The sequence below is a fragment of the Kineosporia succinea genome (genome assembly GCF_030811555.1).
Taxonomy (GTDB): Bacteria; Actinomycetota; Actinomycetes; order Actinomycetales; family Kineosporiaceae; genus Kineosporia; species Kineosporia succinea.
The window spans coordinates 2,428,148-2,454,092 of sequence record NZ_JAUSQZ010000001.1 but is presented as its reverse complement, the minus strand read 5'-3'; the positions used below and the strand labels follow the sequence as shown (position 1 = coordinate 2,454,092).

Below are 25,945 nucleotides of genomic sequence, written 5' to 3'. Positions count from 1 at the left end.
GGGAGAACTACGATGGAATACGGATCCGTACCGACGATCGTGAACAAGCGGCGTCGATCGGCACCCAGTCACCGCGAAACACCCAGAAGCGACCCGTACGGACCGCCGCCATCGGGCTGGAAGGAAGTGCACGGGCTTGTCCAACGCCACCCGGGGCACGGTCCTGGCCGGCCGCTACCGGCTTGAAGACCGCTACCACGCCGGCACCGACTCGTCGGTCTGGCGAGCCGCCGACCTCACCCTCGATCGGCCGGTCACGGTCCGGGTCATGCGACCCGGTCACCCCTACTCGGCCGACGTGGCCGACGCCGCGCGCCGGGCCGCCCTCATCGACGACCCGAGACTCGTGCGCGTGCTCGACGTGGGCACGCACGACGACATCACGTTCGTGGTCAGCGCCGACATCGACGGCGACTCCGTGGCCACCCTGATCGAGCGAGCGCCGCTCGATCCGCCGGTGGTGCGGCGCATCGTCGGCGAGGTGGCCCAGGGCCTGCGCGGCGCGGCCGCCCGCGGGCTGCACCACCTGCGGCTGACCCCGCGCTCGGTGATCGTCACCTACGACAACACGATCAAGATCTCCGGAGTCGCGGTCGAGGCGGCCGCCGCCGGCATCGAGCCGGCCGGGGCGAGCGAGGCCGGTCGCACCGACGCCGTGGCCCTGATCGCCCTGCTCTACGCCGGTCTCACCGGGCGCTGGCCGCTCGCCGACACCGGGTTCGCCCCGGCGCCACGGGCGAACGACGGCGGCCCGATCGCGCCGACCGAGCTGATTCCCGACATCCCGGGCGACCTGAACCGGCTCTGCCTGCTCACGCTCGGCGCGCTCGACAGCGGTCCGCACTCGCCGGCCGAGGTCGTGGGCATGCTCTCGCCGTGGCCCAGCGCCGAGGAGGCGCCGCTGCGTTCGGCCTCCCGGCCGCGCCCGCCCGTCGCTTCTCCGCCCACGCCGAACCCGGCACTGGTCATGCGCAGCCGCTCACAGCGCGGGCAGACCCCGGCCTCCGGCTTCCGGCCGGGCGGCCCGGTCTCGTCCGGCCCGCTCAGCCCGGCCACCGCGCAGAACCAGGGCTCGATCTGGCCGTCCGGCGGGGGCGAGAACCTGTTCGACCCGCGCCGCCACGACCGCGAGGTCGGCATCCCCGATCCGGACGCCACGATGCCGCCCACCGCGGTGCCCCGCGAACTGCTCGCCCCACCCGGCACGAGCGGCTCGCCCTCGGCCCCGGCGTCGCGCCCCGAGGCTCCCCGGTCCGACGCCGCGCGCCAGCAGCCGGTGCGCCGTACCGCGTCGCTGTTCCCCACGCCCAGCGTCGCGATCACCGGCTCGATGCCGCTGCCTCCGCGGGTGCGGGGCAACGAGCGGAAAGACCGCACCGACGCCATGTTCGGCGGTGGTGCCCCGGCCGGTTCCGAGCCGGCGGGTGATTCCGGTGCCGCGCGTCCCGACGCCGCTCCGGCCCGTCCCCGGCAGCCCGTTCCCTGGACGACCGCCTCGGGCCGGTCCACCTCGAACTCGAACCAGGCCGGTTCTCCCTCGTCCGGTGGCGCACCCGGCGTCCGGCCCCCGGAGAAGCGTCAGGCCGCTCCTCGTCTCGCCCAGCCGCCCGAGGCGCCCCTGCGTCCGCAGTCTCCACAACGTCCTTCATCACCCCCGCCCGCCCCCGAAGCCCACCCCGCCCCGCGAGTGCGGCGCACCGCGTCGATCTTCCCGACCCCCAGCGTCGCGATGACCGGCTCGATGCCGCTGCCACCGCGTCCGAAGGGCAGCAGTGCGCGCACCGACGCGCTCTTCGGCGTGCAGACGGCCGCCAACACCGATCTCACCCCGGCCCCGATGCGCGACGCCCGAAACGCGCTCGCACCAGCGCCGGCCGAGCAGCCTCCGGCCGGGCAACCGGCCCGCCCGGCGCAGTTCGCGCAGCCCCCGCGCACCACGCCGTCGCGCCCGAATCCGCTCGACAGCGGCCCGATCCCGACGGCGGCGGCCGCCCGTACCGCTGCCGGCCTGAGGGCCGGACGCCCCACGTCCCGCCCGATCGGAACCCCCGACCAGCCCCTTGGCCAGGGGTCGGGGCAGGGGTCGGGGCAGGCCGTCGCCCCCGGCTCCCCGCCCTCGCTGTTCGCGTCCGCGAGCGCGCCCACCGGCGACGCGCGCGCCGATGAAGTGGCGCCGGACGACGCCCGGGGCCAGCATTCCGGGATGGGTTCCGAGCGAGAAGCCGGTCCAGGACGACACCGTGGTCCCGCCGCGGGCCGCGGGCCCGCCGCCGCTGCCTCCCGGTTGCCCTGGGAGCAGGGCTGGTCGAACAACCCGCACGCCGGTCAGCCGCCCTCACCGCTGGAGTCCAGCGGCCCGTTCCCCATCGTCATCCCGCCCGAGGCCCCGCCGAAGAACCAGTCCCGCAAGGTGCTGTTCGGCATCGTCGGGGTGTTCCTGGTGCTGCTGCTGGTCGCGGCCTGGCAGCTGCGCGGCCTGGTGACGGGGGGCGACGACGAGCCGGTGGCGTTCCGCGAGTCCGGCCCGAGGATCACCACCCGGGCCGCGAACACCTCCGAGCCGGTCGAGTCCGCGTCCGCGGCAGCTTCTGCCACGCCGGGCAAGTCCGTGCAGGCGGAGCCGGTGAAGGTCGACGACGTCCGCGCGATCGACCCGGAGGGCGACGGTGACGAGAACTCAGCCGACGCGCCGCTCGTTGTCGACGGTAAGAAGGGCACCGTCTGGCAGTCCAACTGGTACGGAAATGCCAAATTTGGGGGCCTGAAGAAAGGCCTGGGGCTGGCGATCGAGTTGAGGCGTTCCGCGGCGGTAAGCTCCGCGGAGATCGATGCCGCCGGAAAGGGTGGCCGGGTGCAACTGCGCTCGTCCGACGAACCCGACTACGACGACTCGAAGCTCATCGGCTCCGGGAAGTTCGAAGGTGGCTCGGTCACGGTCGACGTCAAGGACGATGTCGATCCGGCGAAGTACGTCATTTTGTGGTTCACCGAACTGCCCTACGTTGAGGGTGAGTACCGGCTGGATGTCTCTGAGGTGCGATTGACGTGAGTGACGACGGCGAGGTGGACGACCGTCGTCTGATCGCCGCCCACCTCACCGGCGACCCGGACGCCTTTTCGATGATCGTCCGTCGGCACGCCGATCGGCTCTGGGCCGTCGCGCTGCGCACCACGGGCGACCCCGAAGAGGCAGCCGACGCCGTGCAGGACGCGATGGTCTCGGCGCTGCGGTACGCCGACAACTACCGGGGTGACGCCGCGGTCAGCACCTGGTTGCACCGGATCGTGGTGAACGCCTCCCTCGACCGGCTGCGCCGGCGGGCGGCCCGCCCGAGTGTGCCGCTGGGCGAACGCGACGTGGTCGCGAGCTTCGACGAGCACGGCGCCACCGTGGCCCGTCTCGACGTCCGCGCCGCCCTCGGCAAGTTGCCCGAGGCCCAGCGCGTGGCCCTGGTACTGGTCGACCTGGAAGACATCCCGGTCGCCGACGTGGCGCAGATGCTCGGTGTGGCGGAGGGCACGGTGAAGTCCCGCTGCTCACGCGCCCGGGTCGCCCTGGCCCAGCTGCTGCGCGGTGGCAGCGCCCCGGCCGCCCCAGCTCAGAGCCATGATCGGCGCCCGGCCCCGGCGGGGACGGCGAGCCCCGGATTCATCGGTGACGCCCGCCCCAGCCCCTACCGCAACGACCCCTACGACGACGAACAGGGCCGACGGCCGGGAAGTTCCGGGAACCCCAGGGGCACCGGCCGCGTCAGATCCGACGAACCGCCACGAGGACGCAGCCGAGCAGGAGAGGGGTGGTGAGCGTGCCAGCGCACCCGGAGAACGACCTCCTCGCCGATCTCGCCGCCGATGTGCTCCCGATCGACGTCGCCCGCCAGGTCGAGGCCCACGTGATGGGCTGTGCCCGGTGCTCGGAGGTGCTCTCGAGCGCCGAGGGCATCCGTGGGCTCCTGCGGCAGGCGCCGCCCGAGTCGATGCCGCCGCAGGTGATGGCCCGGCTGGAGCAGGCGATGAGCCTGGCCCGGAATGGCCAGGCCCCCCAGCAACCGCAGCAACACACCGGCCCGCAGCGCACGGGTCCGTTGCGACGTGACGCGCGGGGCGGCGGCACCGGCCCGCAGCAACAGCAGTCCCACCAGCAGCAGCCACAGTCGCGCCAGCAACCGCAGCGCCAGCACGGCGCGGGTCAGCAGCACGGCACCGGCCCGCAGCGTCAGCACACCGGACCGCAGCCGACGCGGCACCCACAGGAGCAGCCCCTGCGCCCGGCCGCGACCGGCCAGGGCCCTCAGAACACCCCAGGCACTCAGGGCAACCAACCCGCCCCGAACACGTCCTCGTCGTACACCGTGCGCCCGCTCAAGCGCACCGGCGGCGACGAGCAGTTCCCGGCCGGCGACGCCACCGTGCTGCAACCCGCGGTCCGGGACGACCACGACCCGGAGCTGACCCAGCCCGTGCGCAAGCGCCGCACCGTGCGCTCGGCGGCCCCCGGGCCCAACACCGGCTCGATGACCACCCAGATGCGCCCGGTGCGCGACCGCGCCCCCGGCAAGCTCACCCGCATGGACTCCACCCAGGCCGTGCGCGTGCGCCGCCAGGCCCTGGAGGAGCAGAAGGCCGACGAACCCTCGCGCTGGCCGACGATCTCGCCGAAGATCGCCGCCGCCGTGGTGTTCGTGATGGCCCTGGCCGGAGGCGGCGGGGTCGCCTGGAAGGTGCTCGGCGGCCAGTCCGACGAAGGCTCCGGCGGCGGCGCGTCCACCTCCGCGAGCGCCCCCCTGGTGGCGTCCGTGCAGGAGAGCGGCACCAAGTACCGCCGTCAGGGTCTCGACCAGCAGATCAGCAGCCTGGTCACCACCCCGGCGTCCGCCTCGGCGGACACGAAGGCCGGGGAAGCGGCGGAAGACGAGGAGTCCGGCACCTTCTCGGCCCAGAGCCAGGGCGAGGACGAGGGCAACACGGCCGCCGCCAGTGGCGGAGACCTGCTGAAAGACCCCGAAGCGCTGTCGCAGTGCCTGGAGGCCATCGACCAGAAGGACGCCCAGCCGGTCGCGGTCGACCTCGCCAGCTACAACGGCCAGGAGGCGGCACTGATCGTGCTGCCGGGTACAAGTGGTGGCTACCAGGTGTGGATCGTCGCGAGAACCTGTCAACCTGGTGACGACGGCACCATCGATGTGATCGACGTGAACTCGTGAGGCGCCTCTGACCAGGGGGTTCGGCTGAGCCTGCGGCCGGGGTGCGCCGGGAACACGACGAGCACCCGAACGGTTCTACAGCGAGCAGGCAATTCCGTGGACTTGGAGAAGACGTGAGCGACGTCAGGAACGTCATCATCATCGGTTCGGGACCGGCGGGTTACACCGCGGCTCTCTACGCGGCTCGCGCCAGCCTGAACCCCTTGGTCTTCGAGGGTTCGGTGACTTCCGGTGGCGCGCTGATGAACACCACCGAGGTGGAGAACTTCCCCGGTTTCCCCGAGGGCATCCAGGGGCCGGAGCTGATGGACAAGCTCCGTGGCCAGGCCGAGAAGTTCGGCGCCGAGTTGATTCCCGACGACGTCACGGAACTCCACGCCACGGGCGACATCAAGACGGTCAAGCTGCACGACGGCACCACCTACCAGGCCAAGGCGATCATCCTGGCCACCGGCTCGGCCTATCGCGAGCTCGGCCTGCCGAAGGAGAAGACGCTCTCGGGCCACGGCGTGAGCTGGTGCGCCACCTGTGACGGGTTCTTCTTCCGCGAGCAGGACATCGCCGTCGTCGGTGGTGGCGACTCCGCGCTCGAAGAGGCCACGTTCCTCACCCGCTTCGCGCGCACCGTCACGGTGGTGCACCGCCGCGACTCGCTCCGCGCGTCCAAGATCATGCAGGAGCGCGCGCTCGCCAACCCGAAGATCCGCTGGGCCTGGAACAGCGAGGTCGTGGACATCCACGGCGACGCGAAGGTCTCCGGCGTGCGGTTGCGCGACACCGTCAACGGTAAGGAGCGCGACCTGGAGATCACCGGCCTGTTCGTGGCGATCGGGCACGACCCGCGCACCGACCTGGTCAAGGGCCAGCTGGAGCTCGACGACGCCGGCTACATCTCGGTCGACGGCCGCTCGTCCCGCACCAGCGTCCCCGGCGTGTTCGCCTGTGGTGACGTGGTCGACCACGAGTACCAGCAGGCCATCACCGCCGCCGCCTCCGGCACCACCGCCGCGATCGACGCCGAGCGTTTCCTCGCCGCCGTCGAGGACGTGACCGCCGGCCTCGACGAGGGTGCGGTCGCGAGCGCCGCTGCGGGCCGCGCCGAGACCGTCGCGCACTGGAGCGCGGTCACCCACTGATCCTCGGTCGGGCCCGCGGGAAACTCGCGGGCCCGACGTCCGTGCCGTGCCCCGCCCGGTCCGGCATCATCGTCCGGGTCTTCCCCGCGACCTTGAGAACCATCTGAATTCGCTTTACTGAACGCCACTTTCGAGGAGAGCTCATGGCTGACACCGCTGGCGCCCCCAAGGCCGTCACCGACGCGACCTTCCAGGCCGAGGTGCTGGAGTCCGACAAGCCCGTGCTGGTCGACTTCTGGGCTCCCTGGTGCGGCCCGTGCCTGCAGGTGGCGCCGGTGCTCGCCGAGATCGCGGCCGCGCACCCCGAGATCACCGTGGTGAAGATCAACACCGACGAGAACCCGCAGGTCTCGGCCAAGGTCGGCATCACCTCGATCCCCACGCTGAACGTCTACCAGGGTGGTGAGCTGGTGAAGTCCCTGATCGGGGCCAAGCCGAAGCCGATCCTGCTGCGTGAGCTGGCCGAGTTCCTGAACTGATCCGGCCCGCCCGATCACGATGGTGAGTTCTTCCCCCCGCCATCTGTCCTCGTCCCCCACCCGCAAACACCAGAACGGAGCGCCGGCCGCCGTGGACATGCCCACCAGCCTGCTTGCTGCGGCCGGGCGCCCGCTCCGCGCCGGTGACACCGACGAGCTCGTGCCCGTGCTGCGGGCGCTGCTCATCCGGGCCGGCGCCCTGCCCCCGGAGTCCCCGCCCGCCGACGAGTCCGGTTTCGACACCGGTCTCGACGCGGCCGTGCGTGGCTTCCAGCAGGATCGTGGGCTGGTCGCCGACGGGGTCGTGGGCCCGCAGACGGCCCTGGCTCTCGACGGCGCCCGCTGGCGTCTGGGCGACCGCACGCTGCTGCTGACCGCCGGGCACTGGATGCGCGGAGACGACGTCTCCGCGCTGCAGGAGCGCATGGTGGTGCTCGGGCTGCACGCGGGTCCGGTCGACGGCATCTTCGGCCCGGCCACCGAGACCTCGCTGCGCGAGCTGCAGCGCGGTCTCGGCCTGCCGGCCGACGGCATCTGCGGCCGTCCCACCTTCACGGCTCTGGGTGCCCTGGGGCGCTCGGTGTCGGGTGGAGACGCGTGGGCGCTGCGGTCGCGTGGTTCGGTCGCCATGGCCGGGGTGAGCCTGAGCGGCAAGACCGTGGTGCTCGACCCGGGTTCCGACCGCACCCCGGGGTCCGGCGGGGTCACCGAAGCGGCCGTCGCCTATGACATCGCCCTGCGGCTGGCCGATCGTCTGTCGGCCGTCGGTGCGCGGGTGAAGCTGACCCGCCGGCCCGACGAAGACATCAGCACCGAAGACCGCGTGGCCCTGGCCGAGTCCGAGAAGGCCGATCTGGTGATCTCCCTGGTCACCGAGCGGCACGCGAACCCGGTGGCATCCGGTGTGGCCACGTTCTACTGGGGTGGCGGCCGGGTCGGTCAGCACTCCGAGGTGGGCCAGCGTCTGGCGGTGCTCCTGCAGCGCGAGATCGTCGCGCGCACCGGCCTGCAAGACGACCGCAGCCATCCGTGCTCCTACGACCCGGTCCGGCTCACGCACATGCCCGCGGTCATCCTGGCCCTCGGCTACCTGAGCAACCCGGGTGACGCCGGTCGCCTCGGCGACGCGGACTTCCGTGCCCTGGTGGCGGAGTCGATGCTCTTCGCGGTGCAGCGGCTCTACCTGGCCGAGAACGACGCCGAGACGGGCACCCTGAAGCTCAGCGACGTGCAGGCGTTCGCCCGCCAGCGCTGACTGTTCCGGTTGCACGAAAAGGCCCCCACCGATGTCGGTGGGGGCCTTTTCGTTCATCTCACCGACGCGTCCCCCATTGATGGTGGACGCGGCGGTCTAGTTCGCGATGCTGGTGCCGCTGAGAGCAGGGAGACGGACGGTGCCGAGAATCTGCTCAAGGGCCAGCTCGACGTCTTCGCGCCAGGAGATGGCGGTCTTGAGCTCGAGCCGCAGGCGAGGGAAGCGATGGTGCTGACGGACGGTCTTGAAACCCACGGCGGTGAGCAGATCGGCCGGCACCAGGCAGGACGCCTTCTCCTTGTCCTCGCCCGTGGGATCGGCGGTCATCCCGCCCCCCGCGGTCAGGCCGAACGCCTCCAGTGCCCGCACACCGCGCCGGCTGAGGTCTTTGGCGGTGGCCTGCAGCAGCATGCGGGCCAGACCGGCTCCGGCGAACTGGGGCAGCACCCGGGCCGTCATCAGGAGCACGGCGTCTCCGCTGACCGGCGACGTCGGGAACTCCAGGGCGCGGGGCACGAGAGCGGGCGGTGCGTACGTCACGAAGCCCGCGGGCTGATCGTCGACGTAGGCGACCCGGCCGCAGGAACCCCACTCCAGCAGGGTCCCGGAGATCCAGGCCTCCTTCTCGAACCCCGTGTCCCCCGCAGCGCTGGCCTGCTTGGCGGCCAGAGGGTCGAGTTCCCAGGTGACACAACGCCGGCACGTACTCGGAAGATCCGAGAGATTGTCCAGCGTGAGCGGTGCGAGCCTCCGGCTCATCCAACAGCTCCTGCGACGTTCGGGTCGAGTGATGCGGGCGGTGCGGGCTTGGTGCGACACTCCTGGTGAGGACAGATCCCATCGCACTGATCCTCGGCAGTCAGCAGGGTACTGACGAGGATGTCAGACGAAAAAGATCGTAGGCCTGTCACGCGGCTTACGTGAATACGTCAGGCAGTTACTTCTCAGTTACCGAACGTTATCCCCTGGACATCGTCGGTAACTCCTGATGGTCTGCTCCCAATTCTGGCATCGCGAGCGGCGGAGGTGGTTCGGCACCATGCAGACCGGTGATGGCGTACGAGGCGACAAGGGTTCCCGGCTGGATCACTGGCTGGGGTCCTACGCAGCACGCACCCAGGGCATGACGGCATCCGAGATCCGAGCTCTCTTCGCCGTGGCCTCCCGCCCCGAGGTGGTGTCGCTCGCCGGCGGCATGCCGAACCTGTCCGCACTGCCGATGGACGTCGTCAGCCGCTCACTGGCCGGCCTCGTCGACACCAAGGGGTCCGTCGCCCTCCAGTACGGCTCCGGCCAGGGCGACCCCGAACTGCGCCGCCGCATCCTCGACGTGATGGCCCCCAACCAGGTCACCGCGCACCCCGACGACATCGTCGTCACCACCGGCTCGCAGCAGGCCCTCGACCTGGTCACCCGCATCTTCGTCGACCCGGGTGACGTGGTGCTCGCCGAGGCCCCCAGCTACGTGGGCGCCCTGGGAGTCTTCCGCTCGTACCAGGCCGACGTCGTGCACGTCGCAATGGACGCGGAAGGCCTGATCCCCGAGGCCCTTTCGGACACGCTGATCGAACTGAAGCGCGCCGGGCGCCGGGTCAAGCTGCTCTACACGGTTCCCAACTACCACAACCCGGCGGGTGTCACCCTGGCCGCCCACCGGCGTCCTCAGATCCTCGAAATCGCCCGCCGCTTCGGCGTTCTCGTGCTCGAAGACGACCCCTACGGGCTGCTCGGCTTCGACGGCGACCCGCTGCCGGCGCTGCGGTCGTTCGACGAGGAGGGCGTGATCTACCTCGGCTCGTTCTCCAAGACCTTCGCCCCCGGCTTCCGCGTCGGCTGGGCCGTGGCCCCGCACGCGGTGCGCGAAAAGCTGGTCCTGGCCAGCGAATCCGCCATCCTGTGCCCGAGCTCGTTCAGTCAGATGGCCGTGTCCACGTACCTCGCCGAGCACGACTGGAAGCACCAGATCGGCTTGTTCCGCGAGCTGTACCGCGAGCGCCGCGACGCGATGCTGCAGGCGCTGCACGACATGCTCCCGACCTCGAGCTGGAACAACCCGCAGGGCGGTTTCTACGTCTGGGTGCACCTGCCCGACGGTCTCGACTCCAAAGCCATGCTGCCGCGCGCGGTCACGGCCCGGGTGGCGTACGCGCCGGGTACCGGGTTCTACACCGACGGTCAGGGTCGCGACTACATGCGGTTGTCGTACTGCTACCCCACGCCCGAGCGTATCCGCGAGGGTATACGGCGGCTGGCCGGGGTCATCGACGAAGAGCTCGAGGTGCAGACCACCTTCGGGCCGGGGCCGCGGTCGCGCCGCGACGGACCCGTGGTCGAGTCTCCGGGCCCGGAAGTGAACTGACGCTTCCTCTTTCCTTTTTCGCTGGCTTTCGGAGGTACGCAAGTCATGTTGTCGCCGCGGGTTCTGATCCTGGCGGGTGGCCTCTCGCACGAACGTGAGGTCTCGCTGCGGTCGGGCCGACGGGTCGCGGAAGTGCTGCGCGAGGCGGGGTGCGAGGTCACGATCACGGACGTCGACGACCGTCTCCTCGAGACGTTGCGGTCGGGGCAGGTGGACGTGGTGTGGCCGTTGCTGCACGGCGTCAGTGGGGAAGACGGTGCGGTTCGGGACGTCCTCGAGCTGGTCGGGGTGCCCTACGTGGGTTCCGACCCGGCGGCGTGCCGGTTGTCGTGGGACAAGTCCGTGGCCAAGAGCGTCGCCACCGAGGCGGGCCTGTCCGCACCCCGCTTCGTCGCGCTGCCCCACGGCATCTTCCGGGAGCTGGGCGCGAACCGCGTGCTGGCGTCCATCGTGGAACGGCTCGGCCTGCCACTGGTGGTGAAGCCGGCCCGGGGCGGATCAGCCCTGGGTGCCTCGGCCGTGCGTCAGGAGGAGTCACTCCCCCGCGCCATGGTCGACTGTTTCGCCTACGGTGACGTCGCCCTGGTCGAGCAGCGCATCAGCGGCACCGAGGTGGCCGTCACCGTCCTCGACACCGGCGACGGGCCGATCGCGCTGCCGCCGGTGGAGATCGTCCCCGACTCCGGGTTCTACGACTTCGACGCCCGCTACATCGCCGGGGCGACCGAGTTCTTCTGCCCGGCGCGGCTGACGCCCGAGGTCTCCGAGGCGGTGAAGGCGGCGGCGCTCGCGGCCCACCGGGCCTTCGGCCTGCGGCACGTGTCCCGTACCGACCTGATCGTCGACCCGTCCGGCCAGCCCTGGTTCCTCGAGGTCAACGTGGCCCCGGGCATGACCGAGACGTCATTGCTCCCGATGTCGATCGAGGCCGCCGGCTTGGCCCCGGCCGAGGTGTACCGGCGACTGGTCGAAAAGGCCCTGTAAACCAATGGTGGACGCCCCGGTCGAGTCGACCGGGGCGTCCACCATTGGTTTGCTGGTTCTACTCGCCGCTCTGGAACGCCTTACGCAGGTCAGGGGCCAGGACGTCGAGAATGCGGTTGAGGTCTTCGACGCTCGCGAACTCGACGCTCAGCTTGCCCTTGGCCTTGCCCAGCGCGATGTTGACGCGGGTGTCGAGCCGGTCGCCGAGGCGGTTGGCCAGCTCGTCGAGCTCCACGTTGCGGCCACCGGCCTTGGGCTTGTTGCGAGCCCGGGGCTTGGACGCGTCGCTGGGCTCGGAGAGCTGGACGACCTCTTCGGTGGCGCGCACCGACAGGCCCTCCTTGACGATGCGCGACGCCAGCTCGTCCATCGCCTCGGCGTTCTCCAGACCGAGCAGAGCCCGGGCGTGGCCGGCCGACAGCACACCCGCGGCAACCCGGCGCTGCACCTGCGGCGGTAGACGCAGGAGGCGGATGGTGTTGCTGATCTGGGGGCGGGAGCGGCCGATGCGCGTGGCCAGCACCTCGTGGGTGCAGCCGAAGTCGTCGAGCAGCTGCTGGTAGGCCGCGGCCTCTTCGAGCGGGTTCAGCTCGCTGCGGTGCAGGTTCTCGAGAAGCGCGTCGCGCAGCAGGTCGTCGTCGTTGGTGTCCCGGACGATCGCCGGGATGGTGGCGAGGCCGGCCTCGGTGGTCGCGCGCCAGCGCCGCTCGCCCATGATGAGCTGGTACGACGCGTCACCGCCGGAGCCCGAGCCGGGCACCGAGCGCACCACGATCGGCTGGAGGACGCCGATCTCCTTGACCGAGTGCACCAGCTCGGCCATCGCCTCCTCGTCGAACACCGACCGCGGCTGGCGGGGATTCGGCACGATGGCGGTGACCGGGAGCTCGGTGAAGTAGGCACCGGGCACCGGAACCAGCTCCGGAGTGCTGGCCTTGGGAGCCGGCGTCTCCTGGCCCTTCTCCGGCTGGTCGGCGGCGGTCTCTTCGACCTTGCCCTCGTCGCTGGCCGAGGCCTCGCCCTCCGGACGCTCGTTGAAGAGAACATCGACCGGTCGGTCACCAGCGGGCCGCGCCGCCGGCGGCGGCGGGATCAGCGCTCCGAGGCCTCGCCCCAAGCCTCTACGCTTGTCGCTCACGCCTGCTCCTCGTCGTTACGCATGGGTTTTCCGCTCTGTGGTCTGGTCCCCGTGGATGGCTGTGGTGCGCTCGCCGAAATGGATCACCCGTGTGACCCGGTCACCCATCTGGCGTAGCTACTCCCCGCCGATCGGCGGGATGGCTCCGAGGCTGAACCTCTCGGCCGGAGCTACTGGCCGTTCTCGTACGAACGTGCCAGTCGCCCTTTCCCCCTTGTCACGACCGGTCGGTCGCGGCGTTGCTCTGTTCGCGTTCGCTCTCGTCGAGTACCTGCTCGGCCAGCTCACGCGCGGCCTCCAGGTAGGACAGCGCCCCACTGGACGCCGGATCATAGGTCATGACCGTCTGCCCGTGGCTGGGCGCCTCGGAGATGCGGACCGACCGCGGCACGGTGGTCTTCAGCACCTCGGTGGTGAAGTGTGCCCGAACCTCGTCCGCGACCTGCGACGACAGGCGGGTACGCCCGTCGTACATGGTCAGCAGGATCGTGCTGACGTGCAGGCGGGGGTTGAGATGCCCCTTGATCAGGTCCACGTTGCGCAGCAGCTGCGACAGCCCTTCCAGCGCGTAGTACTCGCACTGGATCGGGATCAGCACCTCCTGCGCCGCGACGAACGCGTTGACCGTGAGCAGGCCCAGGCTGGGCGGGCAGTCGATCAGGATGTAGTCGAGACGGCCGTCTCCGGCCTCCTGCTCCTCGAGGTACTTGGTCACCGCCTTCTGCAGCCGCGACTCGCGGGCCACCAGCGAGACCAGCTCGATCTCGGCGCCGGCCAGGTCGATCGTGGCCGGGGCGCACCACAGGTTGTCGACGTCGGGGCACTTCTGCACGACGTTCTTCAGCGGCATGCTGTCGACCAGCACGTCGTAGATGCTGTCCACCTCGGCATGGTGATCGATACCCAGCGCCGTGGACGCGTTGCCCTGCGGGTCGATGTCGAGCACCAGAACGCGCAGACCGGCCTGGGCCAGGGCCGCGGCCATGTTCACCGTGGTCGTGGTCTTGCCGACGCCGCCCTTCTGGTTCGACACCGTCAGCACCCGCGTCTGCTTGGGACGCGGGAATCGGCGGCCGGCCAGCGCGATGCGGCGGCGCGTGTCTTCAGCGACCTCGAGCGCGAGCGGAGTCGAGTCGTCGAGCAGCGAGATCGATTCGACCAGCGGCTGACTTCCTGTCGCCGGTGCGGTCGTCGCTCCAGCCTCCCGTGCCTCGGCGGGACGCGGAGCCGGCTGCCGGAACGTCGGCGTCGGCTCCACCCCCAGCCAGGGACGGGTGACGGACATCGAGTATCCGGCCTCGGTGTCCGGGGTGCTGGGCTCGTTGCTCGATGACATCCGAACCTCTGCAGATGGTGGGTGACGCAGGGCTTGTGCCCCCGTCTTGCTGCCGCCGTTGTCGGCGCTGGCGTACTGGCTGGCCGGAGCGCTTCCGTGTCGCTGCTCGGCCGGGTCCGTATCGATCAGAGAGCCATTCTCACTATGGGCCCGCTTCATGTACGCCGCGACGATCTGGTCGATGTCGGGGGCAACGATCGGCTGGCCCGGACTTCCAATGGGACTACCGCCCTGATCGTATCCCTCCGGCGCAAATACTCCGCCCCCGGTACTGAAGCGATCGACCGGCGCGGGCGGAAGATCGTTCTCACGCAGGTCGACTACTTGGGTCGGGCGCTGGCGGGGGGCGGGATTTTGTGGGGCGTCGGGCTTGAGCTGGCCGGGGTGCGACCGGGCCGGGCGCTCCTGTGCGGGATGGGACTGGGCCGGGCGCCCCTGTGTGGGGTGTGTCTGGACCTGGTGAGCCTGCGTGGAGTGCGACTGCGTGGGGTGCGACTGGGTCGGGTTCGACGGGGCCGTGTGCGGCGGGGTCAGCGGCGACGGGGTCAGCGGCGACGGGGTCGGGCCTGGACTTGGCTGAGCTCGAAACGACTGCGGCGGCGTGGATTGAGCCGGCGTAGTTGCCGGCGTGTGGCGGGGCACAGCCCGGCCTTCCTGGACCTGTGTGTAGTCGGTCGCCTGGCCGTCCAGGTTGGTCCGCTCGTGCTGACGCTGTTGCACGGACGGGCCCGACTGACGCCGCGCCTCCGCAGCGGCCGAGACCTGACTCCGCAGAGCAGGCTCCTCGACCTGGCGGAGATCTATCTGGCGGACCGGCGGCGTCTGCGTTTGTGACGGTGCCGCGTGGCGGCCGCCGGAAGAAACGCTGGAACGACGGAAGCCAGAAAGGCCGCCGCCGCCGTCAGGGCCGCGCCCCGACTCCATGCTCGGCGACCCGCCAATCCCGGCGTTGGTGTCAGTTCCAAAGCGCGCACCAGATTCGCCCGCTCCTGAAGCAGAGTCTGTAGCTACTACTGCGTCATGCCCAGCGACCGAGGCACTCCCGAACGGCTCGCCGCCAGGGGCTCGACGTCGCGCCTCAATTTGGCCCTGCCCCGCTGCCTCGCCGCCGGAGACAGAGTCTTGCGCAGAGACGGCAGGCGTTTTTGGCGCCGGGTTGCTGGACGATGTTTCACGGGAAACAGGCTTGCGATCGCTCTTTGGCCACCCAAGTCCGTTGGCCATTCGCTTCAGTGCTGCCGAGGGCCAGCCCAAGTCGCTCACCAACGTCCCTTCCGTCGTCCCGCCCCGAACCATCATCTCTCGCAACGGCCGGCATCGGTGTGTCTATCCACAGCTTTTACTCGCTGTGGATAAGTGTGGATAACTTTCTTCAACGCAGCCGGATCTCAAATGAGCTCCATCGAGGCAGGTCAAGGCCTCGAACACAACGTTCCACCGCCGCCGTCCACACCTGGGGATGATCAGCTTTATCCACAGGCCGAGGGCGTTCGATGTGCGTTTCTACTGGCATCAATCCCCTGGCCATCGACTACTCGAATCGCACGGGGAGACCACTACCAGTGACCACTCAAGTCAATCACGAGGACTTCAGATTACCGGCGTCGGCAGGCCGGATGTACTACGAGTCACTACTCAGGTGAGCACCGTGACTGCCAGCAAGACGATCAACACCGTCGGACAGCACTCTCCGTTCCACGTGAAACACGCTCCGCGCGGCGTCCGGCTCCCGGCGTACGTCGCCGAGACGGTGCCGCTTCGGGTTGTCTCCACAGTCATTAGTCACATGTGGATACTTGTCTAACGGCCCGCAGTGACAGCTCCATCGCTTGTCCACAACACGCCGCTCGGGCGTATGAGGCCGTGTATGGCGGGCACCGTTTCGTTGGAGCCAGGCGCTACGCATTTGGCCGATCAAGCGGCCGCTGGCTGCCAAGCGCCACTGATCCGTCGGCTACCCGGCGCGCCCAAGTGGGAAAAGTCCCCTCGGCACCCGCCTCGGTCAGCCAAAGAGCTCTCTCTATGACCGGAGCCTCATGGGCCACTGGACCTCATTGGGGCCAGATGGCAACGAGCAGGCGGCCTCGGCGTTGGCACCGGGGCTGCCTAAAAGGAGCCACGCAGCAACTAGCTAGAGAGCCTGCCGACGCAGGAGAAGAGTGACGCCCTGCCATTGCCAACCCGCGGCCCGGGACTATGAAAACCCGCCGACCGAACGGCTCGCCGGCTCTGCGTCGCCTGGGTCGCCTGCGTCGCCTGCGTCGCCTGCGTCGCCTGCGTCGCCTGCGTCGCCTGCGTCGCCTGCGTCGAGAAAGCTAGGCCATGGACTCTCTTCCTCACCCGGTTCCTAGGAACGTGGCCGGCGAGCTCCCCTGCTTCGCCAGACCCCGTGTCCAGCTCATCCGTGAGTTCTCAGGCCCTCGGCTGCGGACCATCTCTATCTTGCCCCACGCCGCAGGGATGGCCCGTGGTCCCGGACCGGTGAAGCTCGTCAACAGACCGTCCGTGATACGCGTGCAGATCCTCAGGGATCCCCGCGAAGAGGGTTGCCAGTTGGCCCCGGCGCGGCAAAGTCCGAAGCCCTTGACGGCTGGCGGCATTGGCCTGAACCCCACACGCCCTCGGCCATGGAGTTACCCACAGCCTTTCCCCACACCTGTTTGAAGTCCACGCCTTTGCGGCTGAGGGCGAGCTCGGCCTGGTGCAGGCAACGACTAGCCCCCCTCACGTAATTTTCAGGGAGGCTGGTGCGATCTCGAATCGCTTCGCGCCCCGCGGCCCGCCCTCGCCGACTGCGTCCCTGCCGGATTGTTTTACGTGAAACATCGGCCATGGGGCTTCTCGTAGGTCGGGCAACCTAGCTCGGACTGACCGACTGTACTGAGCAAGGCTGCGGCTCCCACGCTCCCACGCCTGGTGCGAACTTCGGTCGGTCTGCTGACGATCGACCGGGCCCCAGCATCAGCCAGCACCACGGACGCTCGTAGGGGCGGCCAACTCATTCGCTCTCGAACTTCGGGCAGGCTGGATCCGGAGGGGCATTCGCAGTGCCACTTCGCTATTGCTCGAACTAGGGCCAAGGGTCGCAGCGCGTCAGAAAGACATGCGACGCCTCGGTCGAACGAGCGCTATGCCCCCCGCTCGGCGCTCTTGCGCTGATCCTCCGGACCATGAGCTGGCCGATAGCGACGGCGACGAAGATGCGCAACGAGTACGCGCCAGTCCGAAACCGCTGCTCTCGCAACGACAGAAGTCTCTAAAGGCGTCCTTCGAAGGCTGGCTTCATGGCCCTGCGGCAGTCCCAACACCGGTGCCTCGAGACGCCAGAACTTCTACCGGTACCCGTCGTGTGCCGACGGCTGGCGAGGGTGCGGCATCCTTCGGCGCAGACGGGGAGCGGCGTCGCCCACGAGCTCAGTCGATGGAACGGATTCTTCAAGGGGCTTGCCGAACCCCTGTCCGGGCCGTTCCGGAGGCCCAACGATCTCGCGCTCCTCGACACAACGCCAGCGTCATGCTCGGACCTGGTTAAGGGAGTGGCGGGTATCGAGACGACGTTAGGGTGGCACGGCTTTCTCAAGACACCGCGCCGCACCCCAATCGCGAGGCCTTCGTGTCGAGGGCGGGTGCGCTCCCCCGCGGCCAAAAGGGCATCGCCATCAGGCCGGCTCAAGGATGGGACTTCGCCTGTGGGGAAACCGGTCTGCAGCGACGACGCGACTCCACAAGGCCCGCACCCCATCAAGATCCGACATCAGATCCTCCCGAACAGAACCAGCGCGACCACGTCTCGTCTCACGGAGACCATCTGCAGGGCACCGGTCGAGTGTTATGCGATGTCGCGAGTGGGGCTGAGCATGGGGTACGGAACATGGTTGACGCGTCGCCCGCATTGGGCGCCACCGTCAGGGCACGCAGCGTCGACACTCTGGACCGGCAGCAGCGCGGTACACATCGGGGATCCGCTGCTCAAGAGGAAGCGCCCTGGCGTTGAGGCGACCGCCAACATTACGGCCCAGCCACGATCCGCCGCGGACGAATGGATCTTGCATCGCCAATGAGCACCGGGCCCGACAACGCAGCCAGTCCTCGTGTCCGGGCCTGCTTGCCAGCCGCTGTCGTCCGCAGACGCCAGAAGCGCCAAGCGTCAACCAGACCGCGTGCAACCTCTCATCGCGAGACGACTCAACTCAGCCATCCCCGGATCAGCCAGATCTTCGCTGACTCCGGTAACGCCTGCTGAGTCGGAATCAGCCGTCATCCTCTTGGACGGCCCAGCTCCCTGAACCTCGTGTGTCGGGCCAGCTCGTATCTGTCTTCGCGAGTTCTTCCGTTTCACGGTTCAGAGGCACAGGTTCCCCGCGTTCCCCTCCCCCAACTCATACTGGACGGGGCTCTGGAACTCAGGTTGCGTGCTCTCCCATACCAGCGCCCCGGCTCCCGTTCGACAAGCCGGACTTCTCCGCGCCCGGGGTCTCACACCGAGATCTAGCCCGAAGCTGTACGACTCCCCCGTATCCGTTGCCGGCGTATGGCGGTCCTCGCGGCCGTCACACCGACTACCTTCCCCTACACGCGGAGCCCCTCTCGCCACCATGGCTCTCGCCATAGCGCCTCCCCATCGCTTCTCTCGCCACTGCGCCTGGCGGATGCGCTGCACTGCTATGCGGGCCTACCTGGCAGGCAGTCTTCCGCCGCGCCGTTCTCATCGCCTCCCGCCAATTGGACCCCTTCCACCATCCTTCGCCTCCTCGTACCTCGCCCGGTGATGGCGATGCCCTGCGGAGTTCGGTTGATCGGTACCCGACCTGTCATGCGCCGCAGCTCCGGTGTCCTGCCACGGCACCGGCGAGTTGGAGATCGAGATCAATTGAGTCTGTGCGGTATCGCGGCGCCTTGAGTCAGAAGCCCACGCAGTTATGGATGCCGGCCTTCAGTAGGAGGCCTGGTCTGCGAGCGGTTCTAGGTTCAGGGCGGGTGACGCCCGCACCCCCTCTCGGCACGGCACCCATGCCGTCGGGGCCGACCGGATGCTCGACCTGGTCACCGGCATCGCCCTCGCCACCCAGTTCCGACCGGGCCAGGAGGCTCTCCCCCGCCCCTCACTACGCGGGCATCCTCTCCACGCGCCCTCGTATCGCAGCCCGTCCCTCCGTGCTCTTCTTCCTCCGCACCCCGAGATGCCTTGCCCTCTCGTTCCTATGACAGCCCTAGGAAAGCGCGAACTCCTCCCACCCGATCGCGTCGCTCTCGGCAGCGGGAATTGCCGTAGCTGGGCGTACCGCGCAGAGGTGCGGTGGAGAGGAGAAGACATGACGCCGGCGGTAGGAGTAGCGGCTGACGGCCTGCTTCGGCAGCACTTCGATACCACCGCGTTCACGAACGACGGCCCGTTCTGACAACCCGAGACCGCGCGTTGAGCCGCGACTCCGACCTCGGGTGCTCGCCCCGCCCGCACCAGCCGTCCACCTGAACTGCAGTATTCAGAAGGCTGGTCCGGCATCAATGGGAGGTACCAGATCTCGCTATCGGTCCATGGGCGGCTGGGCGCGGTGCTGTCGAGACTCATTGATGACACCTCCGTTCGGCAGGGGCCGTCGTCTCAAACCGTCGAGTGCTGTCAGTTCTCGCCTGCAAATCCAAGGTACGGCGAAGCGACACATGGGAGCGTGATGCAGTGGAGAGGATGATCTGTGGGCGAAGAGACGGCGGCGTGGGACACGGTGGCGGGGCGCAGAGCGAAGATGTGGTGAACGGAGTGGGCGCGGGCAGCAGCGGATCGCACAGCCCGAACGCCAAGACTCACGCAGCGGCCCACGCCTAGCCTTGTCTATCTGGCCTGCACCTCAGGCCCGAGCACTCCGTCAGCAATGCCCAGGCCAGGCCTCTCACTGGATTCACCTAGGCGGCCGGACCATTTTCGGGCCGGTGATCAGCATGAGTCTGGCTGCTCGGTCGGCAATGCTTGTGACCCGGATCCAACCTCGGGCACGGCCAACAACCTCACACCACGGAGGCAGGTTCATCTCCTAGCTGGACCACCGTTGCGATCCGCTCCATCCTCAGCCAACACCGCCACGGTCGGCTCCAACGTTCACTGAGCTATGCACCGCTAACGGCCATCTGCAGTGCTCGAGGCTCAAGGAGTCGTACCACCAGCCTGCGAGGTCAGCATTCCCATGGGCAGCCCGACGCCCGGTCGGTCGACGGCAATCTTCCCTGCCTGGCGCTTACCTGCGGGCCCCATACTTGGGCGCGCGCGAGCCCGCTGCCCGTCCCCCTGCCATTTGACGACCAAGGCTCGGACCGGAGCTATAACGACCCCATCGCATGGTCACTGATCACTAGGAATCGCAAGGCAAGCCAGGCATCCATCCATGCCCTAACCGGCGCGCCGGAATCGTTCGGAAGCGACGCGGCTCGCTTCCTTGCCGAGGATGGTTTCCCGTGAAACCAAGCTGCCGGCCGACGCATGCTAACGGCGCCTCGATCCCAGGTCAGAACACCGAAGCTGCTGCATAGACAAGAAGAGAGCGCCACCTAGATCGGCGACGTGCGGCCCAGCAGCTCGTGCCCCGGTCCCCTCAACCGATGCAGAATCATCACCTTGATTGCCGGTCATGCCTGTCGCTGTCTCGCGTCTAGGACGCCCTAACGGACGACGTGGCGGCCGGAATCCCGTCGAGGGTGCCGCGCAATCCCCACCTGTGTCTTGGTTGGTGATGACACAGATCTGGCAGGCGAAGCTTGAACACCCGATCATCCACAAGGCGCGAATCGGTCATGAGGTGTCGCCGAAGCCCGACCACTGGGCTTCGATGCCGCAACCTGAGGCGGAAGCACCACGAACTTGCCTCGCGCAAGCTCATGCGGGCTTCGAGACGTAGCAATGCTCAGGAATTCAGGTGGCGTCCATATCGACTCCGCTGGAAACGGACACGCGAGGCGCCGATTGCCGCGTCGCGGCTAGACGCGTGGCGGCCAGCTACCACTACTGCCGCAAAACGATCAGCGGTACATGCTCAGGTGCTCGACCGCCTTCGGCCTGGGCGCGTGCTCATACCTTCAGTCAACAAGAGCCGACTCAGGCTCTCGCCTCGACTCCTGCTCTCCTGCGATAGCGATATTCCGCGGTGGATTGGTGCCGGCGAGTATTACTGCTCCGCCATCGGGTTCCCGACAGGCTGGCTTCTGGCCTGCCCCGCAGGCAGGTATCCCCGACGCTAGCCAACATTGATGCTTCCGCTGACCCACGGAACTCGACCGGTAGATACCTCGGTATACGTCCGACAGCATCACAGATGATCAAGCGATCGACGCGCGGTGGGAGACTCGATCTCTTGCGCGAGTAGCTTCAATGGATCAGCGCCGACACTTCCGTCGACTGCAATCAGGAATAGTTGATCATCGCTGATGATGTCGACCACCTAGTGGTTCTGCTACCCAAGCGTGCTGAGAGCCTGGCAATAGCAAGCTGGACGCCGCGACGTTGGATGCAGTTGCGCAGGAAGGTCGTGCCAGCGCAGGTTGGCGACGCAGTACTCCTCCGAGCACATCCACAACTCCCCGCGGCCGCAGCAGCGCCCGGAGCGTCCATGTCAAGCTCCTGCGCCTTGGATCGCTTTGTCCACGGGACGCGCACCTCACCGATGTCGTTATCGGCCGGCGTCCGACCAACCTCGCGGCGCGTGATGTCTGCCAGGCTGCGGATGTTCACCGCTTCAACCCGGGAACATGCTCCCCTCTTTCCGCTTCATTCAGCGACGCTTGCAACGGGGCACGCCTACCGGAGCCAAGCGGTCTAGAGGGATCCTGGATTCACACCCCGCCAGGTGAGTCAGACGCTGCCTATGGACAAATGGGCGGGACGACGTGCAGGGCTTACAGTCCGGTGCATCGCGATGCACCACCGCACGTACACGCCACGTTGAGCCCCGGTGGCATCAGCTCAGCCGGGCACAGGCTGTCGTTTCCGTGAGAAGAAAGCCACCCCTCCTCGGACTGGCTATGTCGGGGTGGAAGTGGATCACTCACCTCCATATGTCGCGAGTCTGGGATGCTCGACCTTGCCGGAGTTGCCGACACCGTGTTGTTGATCAACTCACTGGCCGGCCGACTGCTTATGAGCATCTTTCAGTCCGCTGGTTTCCTCGCGTCCCCCACCCAAGAGGTCCAAGATCTGCGGCGTAGCCACGAGGGCCTTCAACCGTGCCTCTCGGCTAGCCATCGCCGGAGCAATCGAAAATGAGGTGTTGGCCAGTCGATTCTGGTCCTCGTTGGCTGTCGCGGGCCATTAGCCTGCCGTTCTGGTTCATCCAGGCTGGGCGACGGGGTTGAACATTCGCCAAGACGGTCTAGCAAGCGGCTACGCCTCCCCCTCACGGGATCTCTGCCGCTCTAGCGGGTTCGTAGCGCAATCGGTTTAGGGCAAGTTCCGGCCATCAGCCATGCGATCGCAAGGGGCGTAGCTCCGAAAGACCAAGGGTGGATTCGTGGGGACGCTGACCGTTCTCATGTCATGACCCCTCGGACGTCACCTCCGGGGTGTTGCATGACTCTCGATCGAACGGCAGTACTCGGCCCGGGCATGCCGGTTGACCTCACCCGACGAGCACCTGGTCCGACGCGTCTTGTTTCACGTGGAACCCTGACCCATGACCCCTGCCGGTCCGTGCGGCGCATGCATATGCCTCCGCCGGTTCCGTTCAGTTTCACGTGAAACGACCCCCAGACCGACTGGTCAAGCTGGTAGCCCTGACATCGAGTCTTCTCCCGAACTTGCCGATCATCGTTCACACCCTCCATCAACTACCGTTCGCGCAGTCGATGCCCGAGGCTGCGAGGCGTCGTCTCCTGAGCGTGTGTCGGCGCGTCGTTGCGTGTTACCGACGGAGTTGAGTCCGTCCTGCGTTCAGCCGCGACCTTCTCGACAGAGCCGGCCGACACCGTGCATCGAGATCCCGGCACCGCATTTGAATCAGCTCGCAGTGGCACCGGCGATCATGATCCTTGCTAGTCCACACCGCTGAACAAGGCCTGTGGGAAAGCGCCAGCACGTCCGCTCCGACGAAACAAGTTCGGCTTGGAGGATTTGGGGAGAGGTTCCACCAACCGTTCCGCACGTTAGAACGGAGTGCTCGGAGGTCCCCCGTGATCACCTATCTATCGCCTCGGCACACCGCCAAGAGGGCTACTGCTCTAGCCGGCACATCAATGTCTCGGCCGGGCAATGCCGTACCCGATTGGGCAGTCCAACCAGCGAGGTCAGCCTAGGCTGATGCAATACTTCTGCCGGACCGACGATCCTTATCGGCGCATGACTCCTCAGCTCACCCGAGGCCATGCGTCAGCACGTTGGTCGTTCGCCCGAAGCTCTTGACGCTGGCCCGGCCCCATAGATCAACCAAGCGCGACCTGATTCATGCTTTGCGCTCGGCGCGCGACATGGACTCGACGACTCTCACCGTCCTGAGGTCCAGGACCTCGTCACAACCGAGGGATGAGGCCAAATCCCCAGCCTTACCCCCAATGTGCACAGCCAAGATCGGCCAGATCGAACCCTGTGGATAGCGCTGTGCAGTTTCACCGTCACAGTCGTTTGACCTGCGCATTGGGGAAAACTGTTCTGTGGAGAACTTGGGGACAAGACCAGGCCGGCCATTAGCGGAGAACCTCTGGAGAGCTGGCTTGTGGACGGCGTTGTTGATGAATGACGAGCCCGGCATGAGAGGTCCTGCTTCGGTCTTGTGCCAGCTCCGAAAGCAGTCTGACCGTGGCCCACTGTGGCGAACAGGCGGGTTGTGTCGGTCAGGCTAGCCCGGTGACCGCCGAAGCTAGCGGACTGCTCATACGCGCCGAGGCTGAGATAGCCGACGCGGAAGCGGTGTCGGCGGAGGTTGTCCTCACCTTCGACGACTCAAAGATCGCCGGGGCCGTGGTGGTCTGGTCGGCCAAGAGACCGCGTTGAGCAATGCGGTCTTGATGCTGGCAGGGAGAACGACTCGCCCACGGCGCTATCCCAGCACTGACCTTTGCGGCCACGTCATGAACGAACACTAAGTTAAGTTGCTGCGCGGACGAATTGGTGTGAGGCGTATTGACGGCCTCGGTCGGATAGAGATCACCCCGGCCGGGGAGCCGCCGGGCGATGGCGTGGCGCGGGGCGTCCTCGACCAGGTCCGTGCGCTGGTGATCGGCGACGGCCCAGCCCACCACCCGGCGGAGGCTCTGTTGATGACGGTCGCCAGGAACAACCAGCCGGCCCAGATCCGGACGTAGGCGATGTCGCCGCACTGGCGCGTGCTGATCGCGCCGGCATCGACGCTGATGTCCTGCCCACTCAGATCCGCCCGCGCGGCAGCATGCGAGTCAACGGTCATTGTGCGGCGAGACCGGCGACGGTGCTTGCCAATGACTCCCGGGCGGCGCATCGGGCGGGCAGCTTCGCCAGGTGAGCCGTGCGCTGGCGTCTTAACCTGCTCGCGGCCGCGACCTCGTCCGCCGTGGTCTTGGCCTTCCTGATCCCGCTCCCCCTGCTGCTGCCCTCACTGGCCGAGGAACGCACGCTGGCCACGATCACAGCCGACGCGACGAACACAGCCTGGGTAGGCGTGAATGCGCGAGGATCCGTAGTGCCCCTTCGCGGCGGCCTGACTGACCTTGATCTGCTCCGCCAAGACCGAAGCGTCACCGTCGCGGGGGGACTTCACCCGCAGCCTGGTCCGTTGCGTCGGCGCGGTGGCTCCTGGACGATCTTCATCACGCATGTCATGGCAAGAAGAAGGCACGGGAAAAGAAGCCACAGGAATGCAGGTCTTTCACACAGGAGTTCAAGGCCCCAGGATCATGGCCCTTGTGCCAGCAGGCGACAGGACCACGGGCCAAGTCGCTGAGAACTTCGATCTCACCGAGACCCCAGGGCGGCTGTGGTTCAGGCGGGTCGAGCTTGATGACAGCCACCGCCCTACGGCCTGAGTTCGGATGGGGAAGGCCGAGCTGGTGCCGTCGCACGGGAGAGCCGGCGTCTGGCGGAAACGTCGAAGTGCTGAAATGAACAACGGCCTTCTTGGCGCCGGGGCCTTGGTGAACGTGTATCCGCTCATCAAGGCGGGGAGCAGAGCAGCTGTCAGGGTGGGCCGGGAACCGCGGCCTGCGTGTGTGAGCTACCGAAGGTCTCCGCTCCGCCCGGCAGCTCCTGATCTTCAGGTCTGTCAAGGCGGGAAGCCTCAATCGCGGTCTGAGCAACCTCTCTCACCGTCTGTCTCAGGGCGTGCACAACCCATCCGACAGGAAGGTGGGTCCACTTAGCTGGGGCGACGATCGGCCGCTCGCTCGAGGCCGGAGAGTTTGCACAGGCCGTGGACGAATCTGTGGATGGCTCGGTTCATTGGTCGACAACAACTTGGACAGCTCGCCATCTCCACGATCGACTCGTAGTCGGGTGTTTCAGCGCGGCGTACCCCGTCCACCCAGGCTGGTCCTCGCTCTCCTGGATATGCGGCTGGAGAGCGAGCAGCACGTCTGACGATTCAAGCCCGTGAGATGGGGCGCGCGAACACTCCATGCAAAGAGCCCCAGGGGTGATCCGTGAACGTTTCTCGTACAGGCTCTTCGGCTAGCGTGCTTGGTCGCGTCCGCAGCCAATAGGTTCACGGCCCTGTCTTCCGAGCGGGGAGCAGGGCGTCGGCCGGTGAAGGCCACCTCGTCATCGAGCAGGCCAGCCACCGGAACCGAGCACCTGGCAGAGGCGGCCTCGCATGCCGGCGACTCCTTGGACCCAGCTGGCGGCCGGGATCGACGTGCAGGACCCAACGTCCAACCAGGTGGGCTCATCCTCCGTTCCACGTGAAACCTCATGAGTCATCCTCACTGCTGGCAGCCAGACAGGCGGATCCATGCGTCGCGTGAAGACGCGTTGATACAGCTGAGATCATTGCCTGCGCATCTCGCTCGCTGCTCGGATGGCCTGACACATGAAGCAGGGGACAGTAGCGAAGAGGGCTGAACTTGGCCATTGCCATTGATGCTCCGTTCAAGCCTTCCTCGAGGAGCGCC

Annotated in this window: 12 protein-coding genes; 9 read left to right on the top strand and 3 right to left on the bottom strand. The window is 67.8% G+C overall.

The genetic code is table 11. The features are described 5' to 3' along the window. Window positions 1-136: 136 nt before the first annotated feature. From J2S57_RS10745 to J2S57_RS10720, 6 genes are all read left to right on the top strand, one after another. Window positions 137-3,049 (top strand): hypothetical protein, encoded by a 2,913-nt coding sequence (locus J2S57_RS10745; RefSeq protein WP_307241130.1) that lies wholly within the window; start codon window positions 137-139, stop codon window positions 3,047-3,049. After that, complete coding sequence (sigM, locus tag J2S57_RS10740; RefSeq protein ID WP_307241128.1) at window positions 3,046-3,804, top strand: RNA polymerase sigma factor SigM; 759 nt, start codon at window positions 3,046-3,048, stop codon at window positions 3,802-3,804. Before J2S57_RS10745 ends, sigM begins: the two co-directional genes overlap by 4 nt. After that, window positions 3,801-5,204, top strand: coding sequence for an RsmA family anti-sigma factor (locus tag J2S57_RS10735; RefSeq protein ID WP_307241126.1), 1,404 nt, complete (start codon window positions 3,801-3,803; stop codon window positions 5,202-5,204). Before sigM ends, J2S57_RS10735 begins: the two co-directional genes overlap by 4 nt. Before the next feature lie 113 nt (window positions 5,205-5,317). Then, window positions 5,318-6,340, top strand: coding sequence for a thioredoxin-disulfide reductase (gene trxB, locus J2S57_RS10730; RefSeq protein WP_307241124.1), 1,023 nt, complete (start codon window positions 5,318-5,320; stop codon window positions 6,338-6,340). Between the two features lie 143 nt (window positions 6,341-6,483). Further along, on the top strand, window positions 6,484-6,819 hold the full coding sequence (trxA, locus tag J2S57_RS10725) for a thioredoxin (RefSeq protein ID WP_307241122.1): 336 nt from the start codon (window positions 6,484-6,486) through the stop codon (window positions 6,817-6,819). 97 nt (window positions 6,820-6,916) lie between these two features. Then, a complete protein-coding gene (locus J2S57_RS10720; protein WP_307251026.1) occupies window positions 6,917-8,074 on the top strand; it encodes an N-acetylmuramoyl-L-alanine amidase in 1,158 nt (385 codons plus the stop codon). Between the two features lie 96 nt (window positions 8,075-8,170). Here the strand turns inward: J2S57_RS10720 and J2S57_RS10715 are convergent, their stop codons facing one another. Next, a complete protein-coding gene (locus J2S57_RS10715) occupies window positions 8,171-8,833 on the bottom strand; it encodes a GNAT family N-acetyltransferase (protein ID WP_307241120.1) in 663 nt (220 codons plus the stop codon). A gap of 280 nt (window positions 8,834-9,113) precedes the next feature. On the opposite strand from J2S57_RS10715, the gene J2S57_RS10710 reads away from it, so the two are divergent. Further along, a complete protein-coding gene (locus J2S57_RS10710; RefSeq protein WP_307241118.1) occupies window positions 9,114-10,433 on the top strand; it encodes an aminotransferase-like domain-containing protein in 1,320 nt (439 codons plus the stop codon). Between the two features lie 45 nt (window positions 10,434-10,478). Continuing rightward, on the top strand, window positions 10,479-11,417 hold the full coding sequence (locus tag J2S57_RS10705; RefSeq protein WP_307241116.1) for a D-alanine--D-alanine ligase family protein: 939 nt from the start codon (window positions 10,479-10,481) through the stop codon (window positions 11,415-11,417). Between the two features lie 58 nt (window positions 11,418-11,475). On the opposite strand, the gene J2S57_RS10700 is transcribed toward J2S57_RS10705, so the two are convergent. Next, a complete protein-coding gene (locus tag J2S57_RS10700; RefSeq protein ID WP_307241114.1) occupies window positions 11,476-12,555 on the bottom strand; it encodes a ParB/RepB/Spo0J family partition protein in 1,080 nt (359 codons plus the stop codon). A gap of 217 nt (window positions 12,556-12,772) precedes the next feature. Next, window positions 12,773-13,891, bottom strand: a complete 1,119-nt coding sequence (locus J2S57_RS10695; RefSeq protein WP_370882458.1) for a ParA family protein — start codon at window positions 13,889-13,891, stop codon at window positions 12,773-12,775. Window positions 13,892-23,711: 9,820 nt separating this feature from the next. Between J2S57_RS10695 and J2S57_RS10690 the strand changes: the two genes are divergently transcribed. Next, complete coding sequence (locus tag J2S57_RS10690; RefSeq protein ID WP_307241112.1) at window positions 23,712-23,858, top strand: hypothetical protein; 147 nt, start codon at window positions 23,712-23,714, stop codon at window positions 23,856-23,858. Window positions 23,859-25,945: the final 2,087 nt, after the last annotated feature.

Coding starts and splice junctions, on each gene's coding strand:
- trxA (WP_307241122.1), top strand. CDS start 6,484: ATGGCTGACACCGCTGGCGCCCCCAAGGCCGTCACCGACGCGACCTTC.
- J2S57_RS10720 (WP_307251026.1), top strand. CDS start 6,917: ATGCCCACCAGCCTGCTTGCTGCGGCCGGGCGCCCGCTCCGCGCCGGT.
- J2S57_RS10715 (WP_307241120.1), bottom strand. CDS start 8,833: ATGAGCCGGAGGCTCGCACCGCTCACGCTGGACAATCTCTCGGATCTT.
- J2S57_RS10710 (WP_307241118.1), top strand. CDS start 9,114: ATGCAGACCGGTGATGGCGTACGAGGCGACAAGGGTTCCCGGCTGGAT.
- J2S57_RS10705 (WP_307241116.1), top strand. CDS start 10,479: ATGTTGTCGCCGCGGGTTCTGATCCTGGCGGGTGGCCTCTCGCACGAA.
- J2S57_RS10695 (WP_370882458.1), bottom strand. CDS start 13,891: ATGTCATCGAGCAACGAGCCCAGCACCCCGGACACCGAGGCCGGATAC.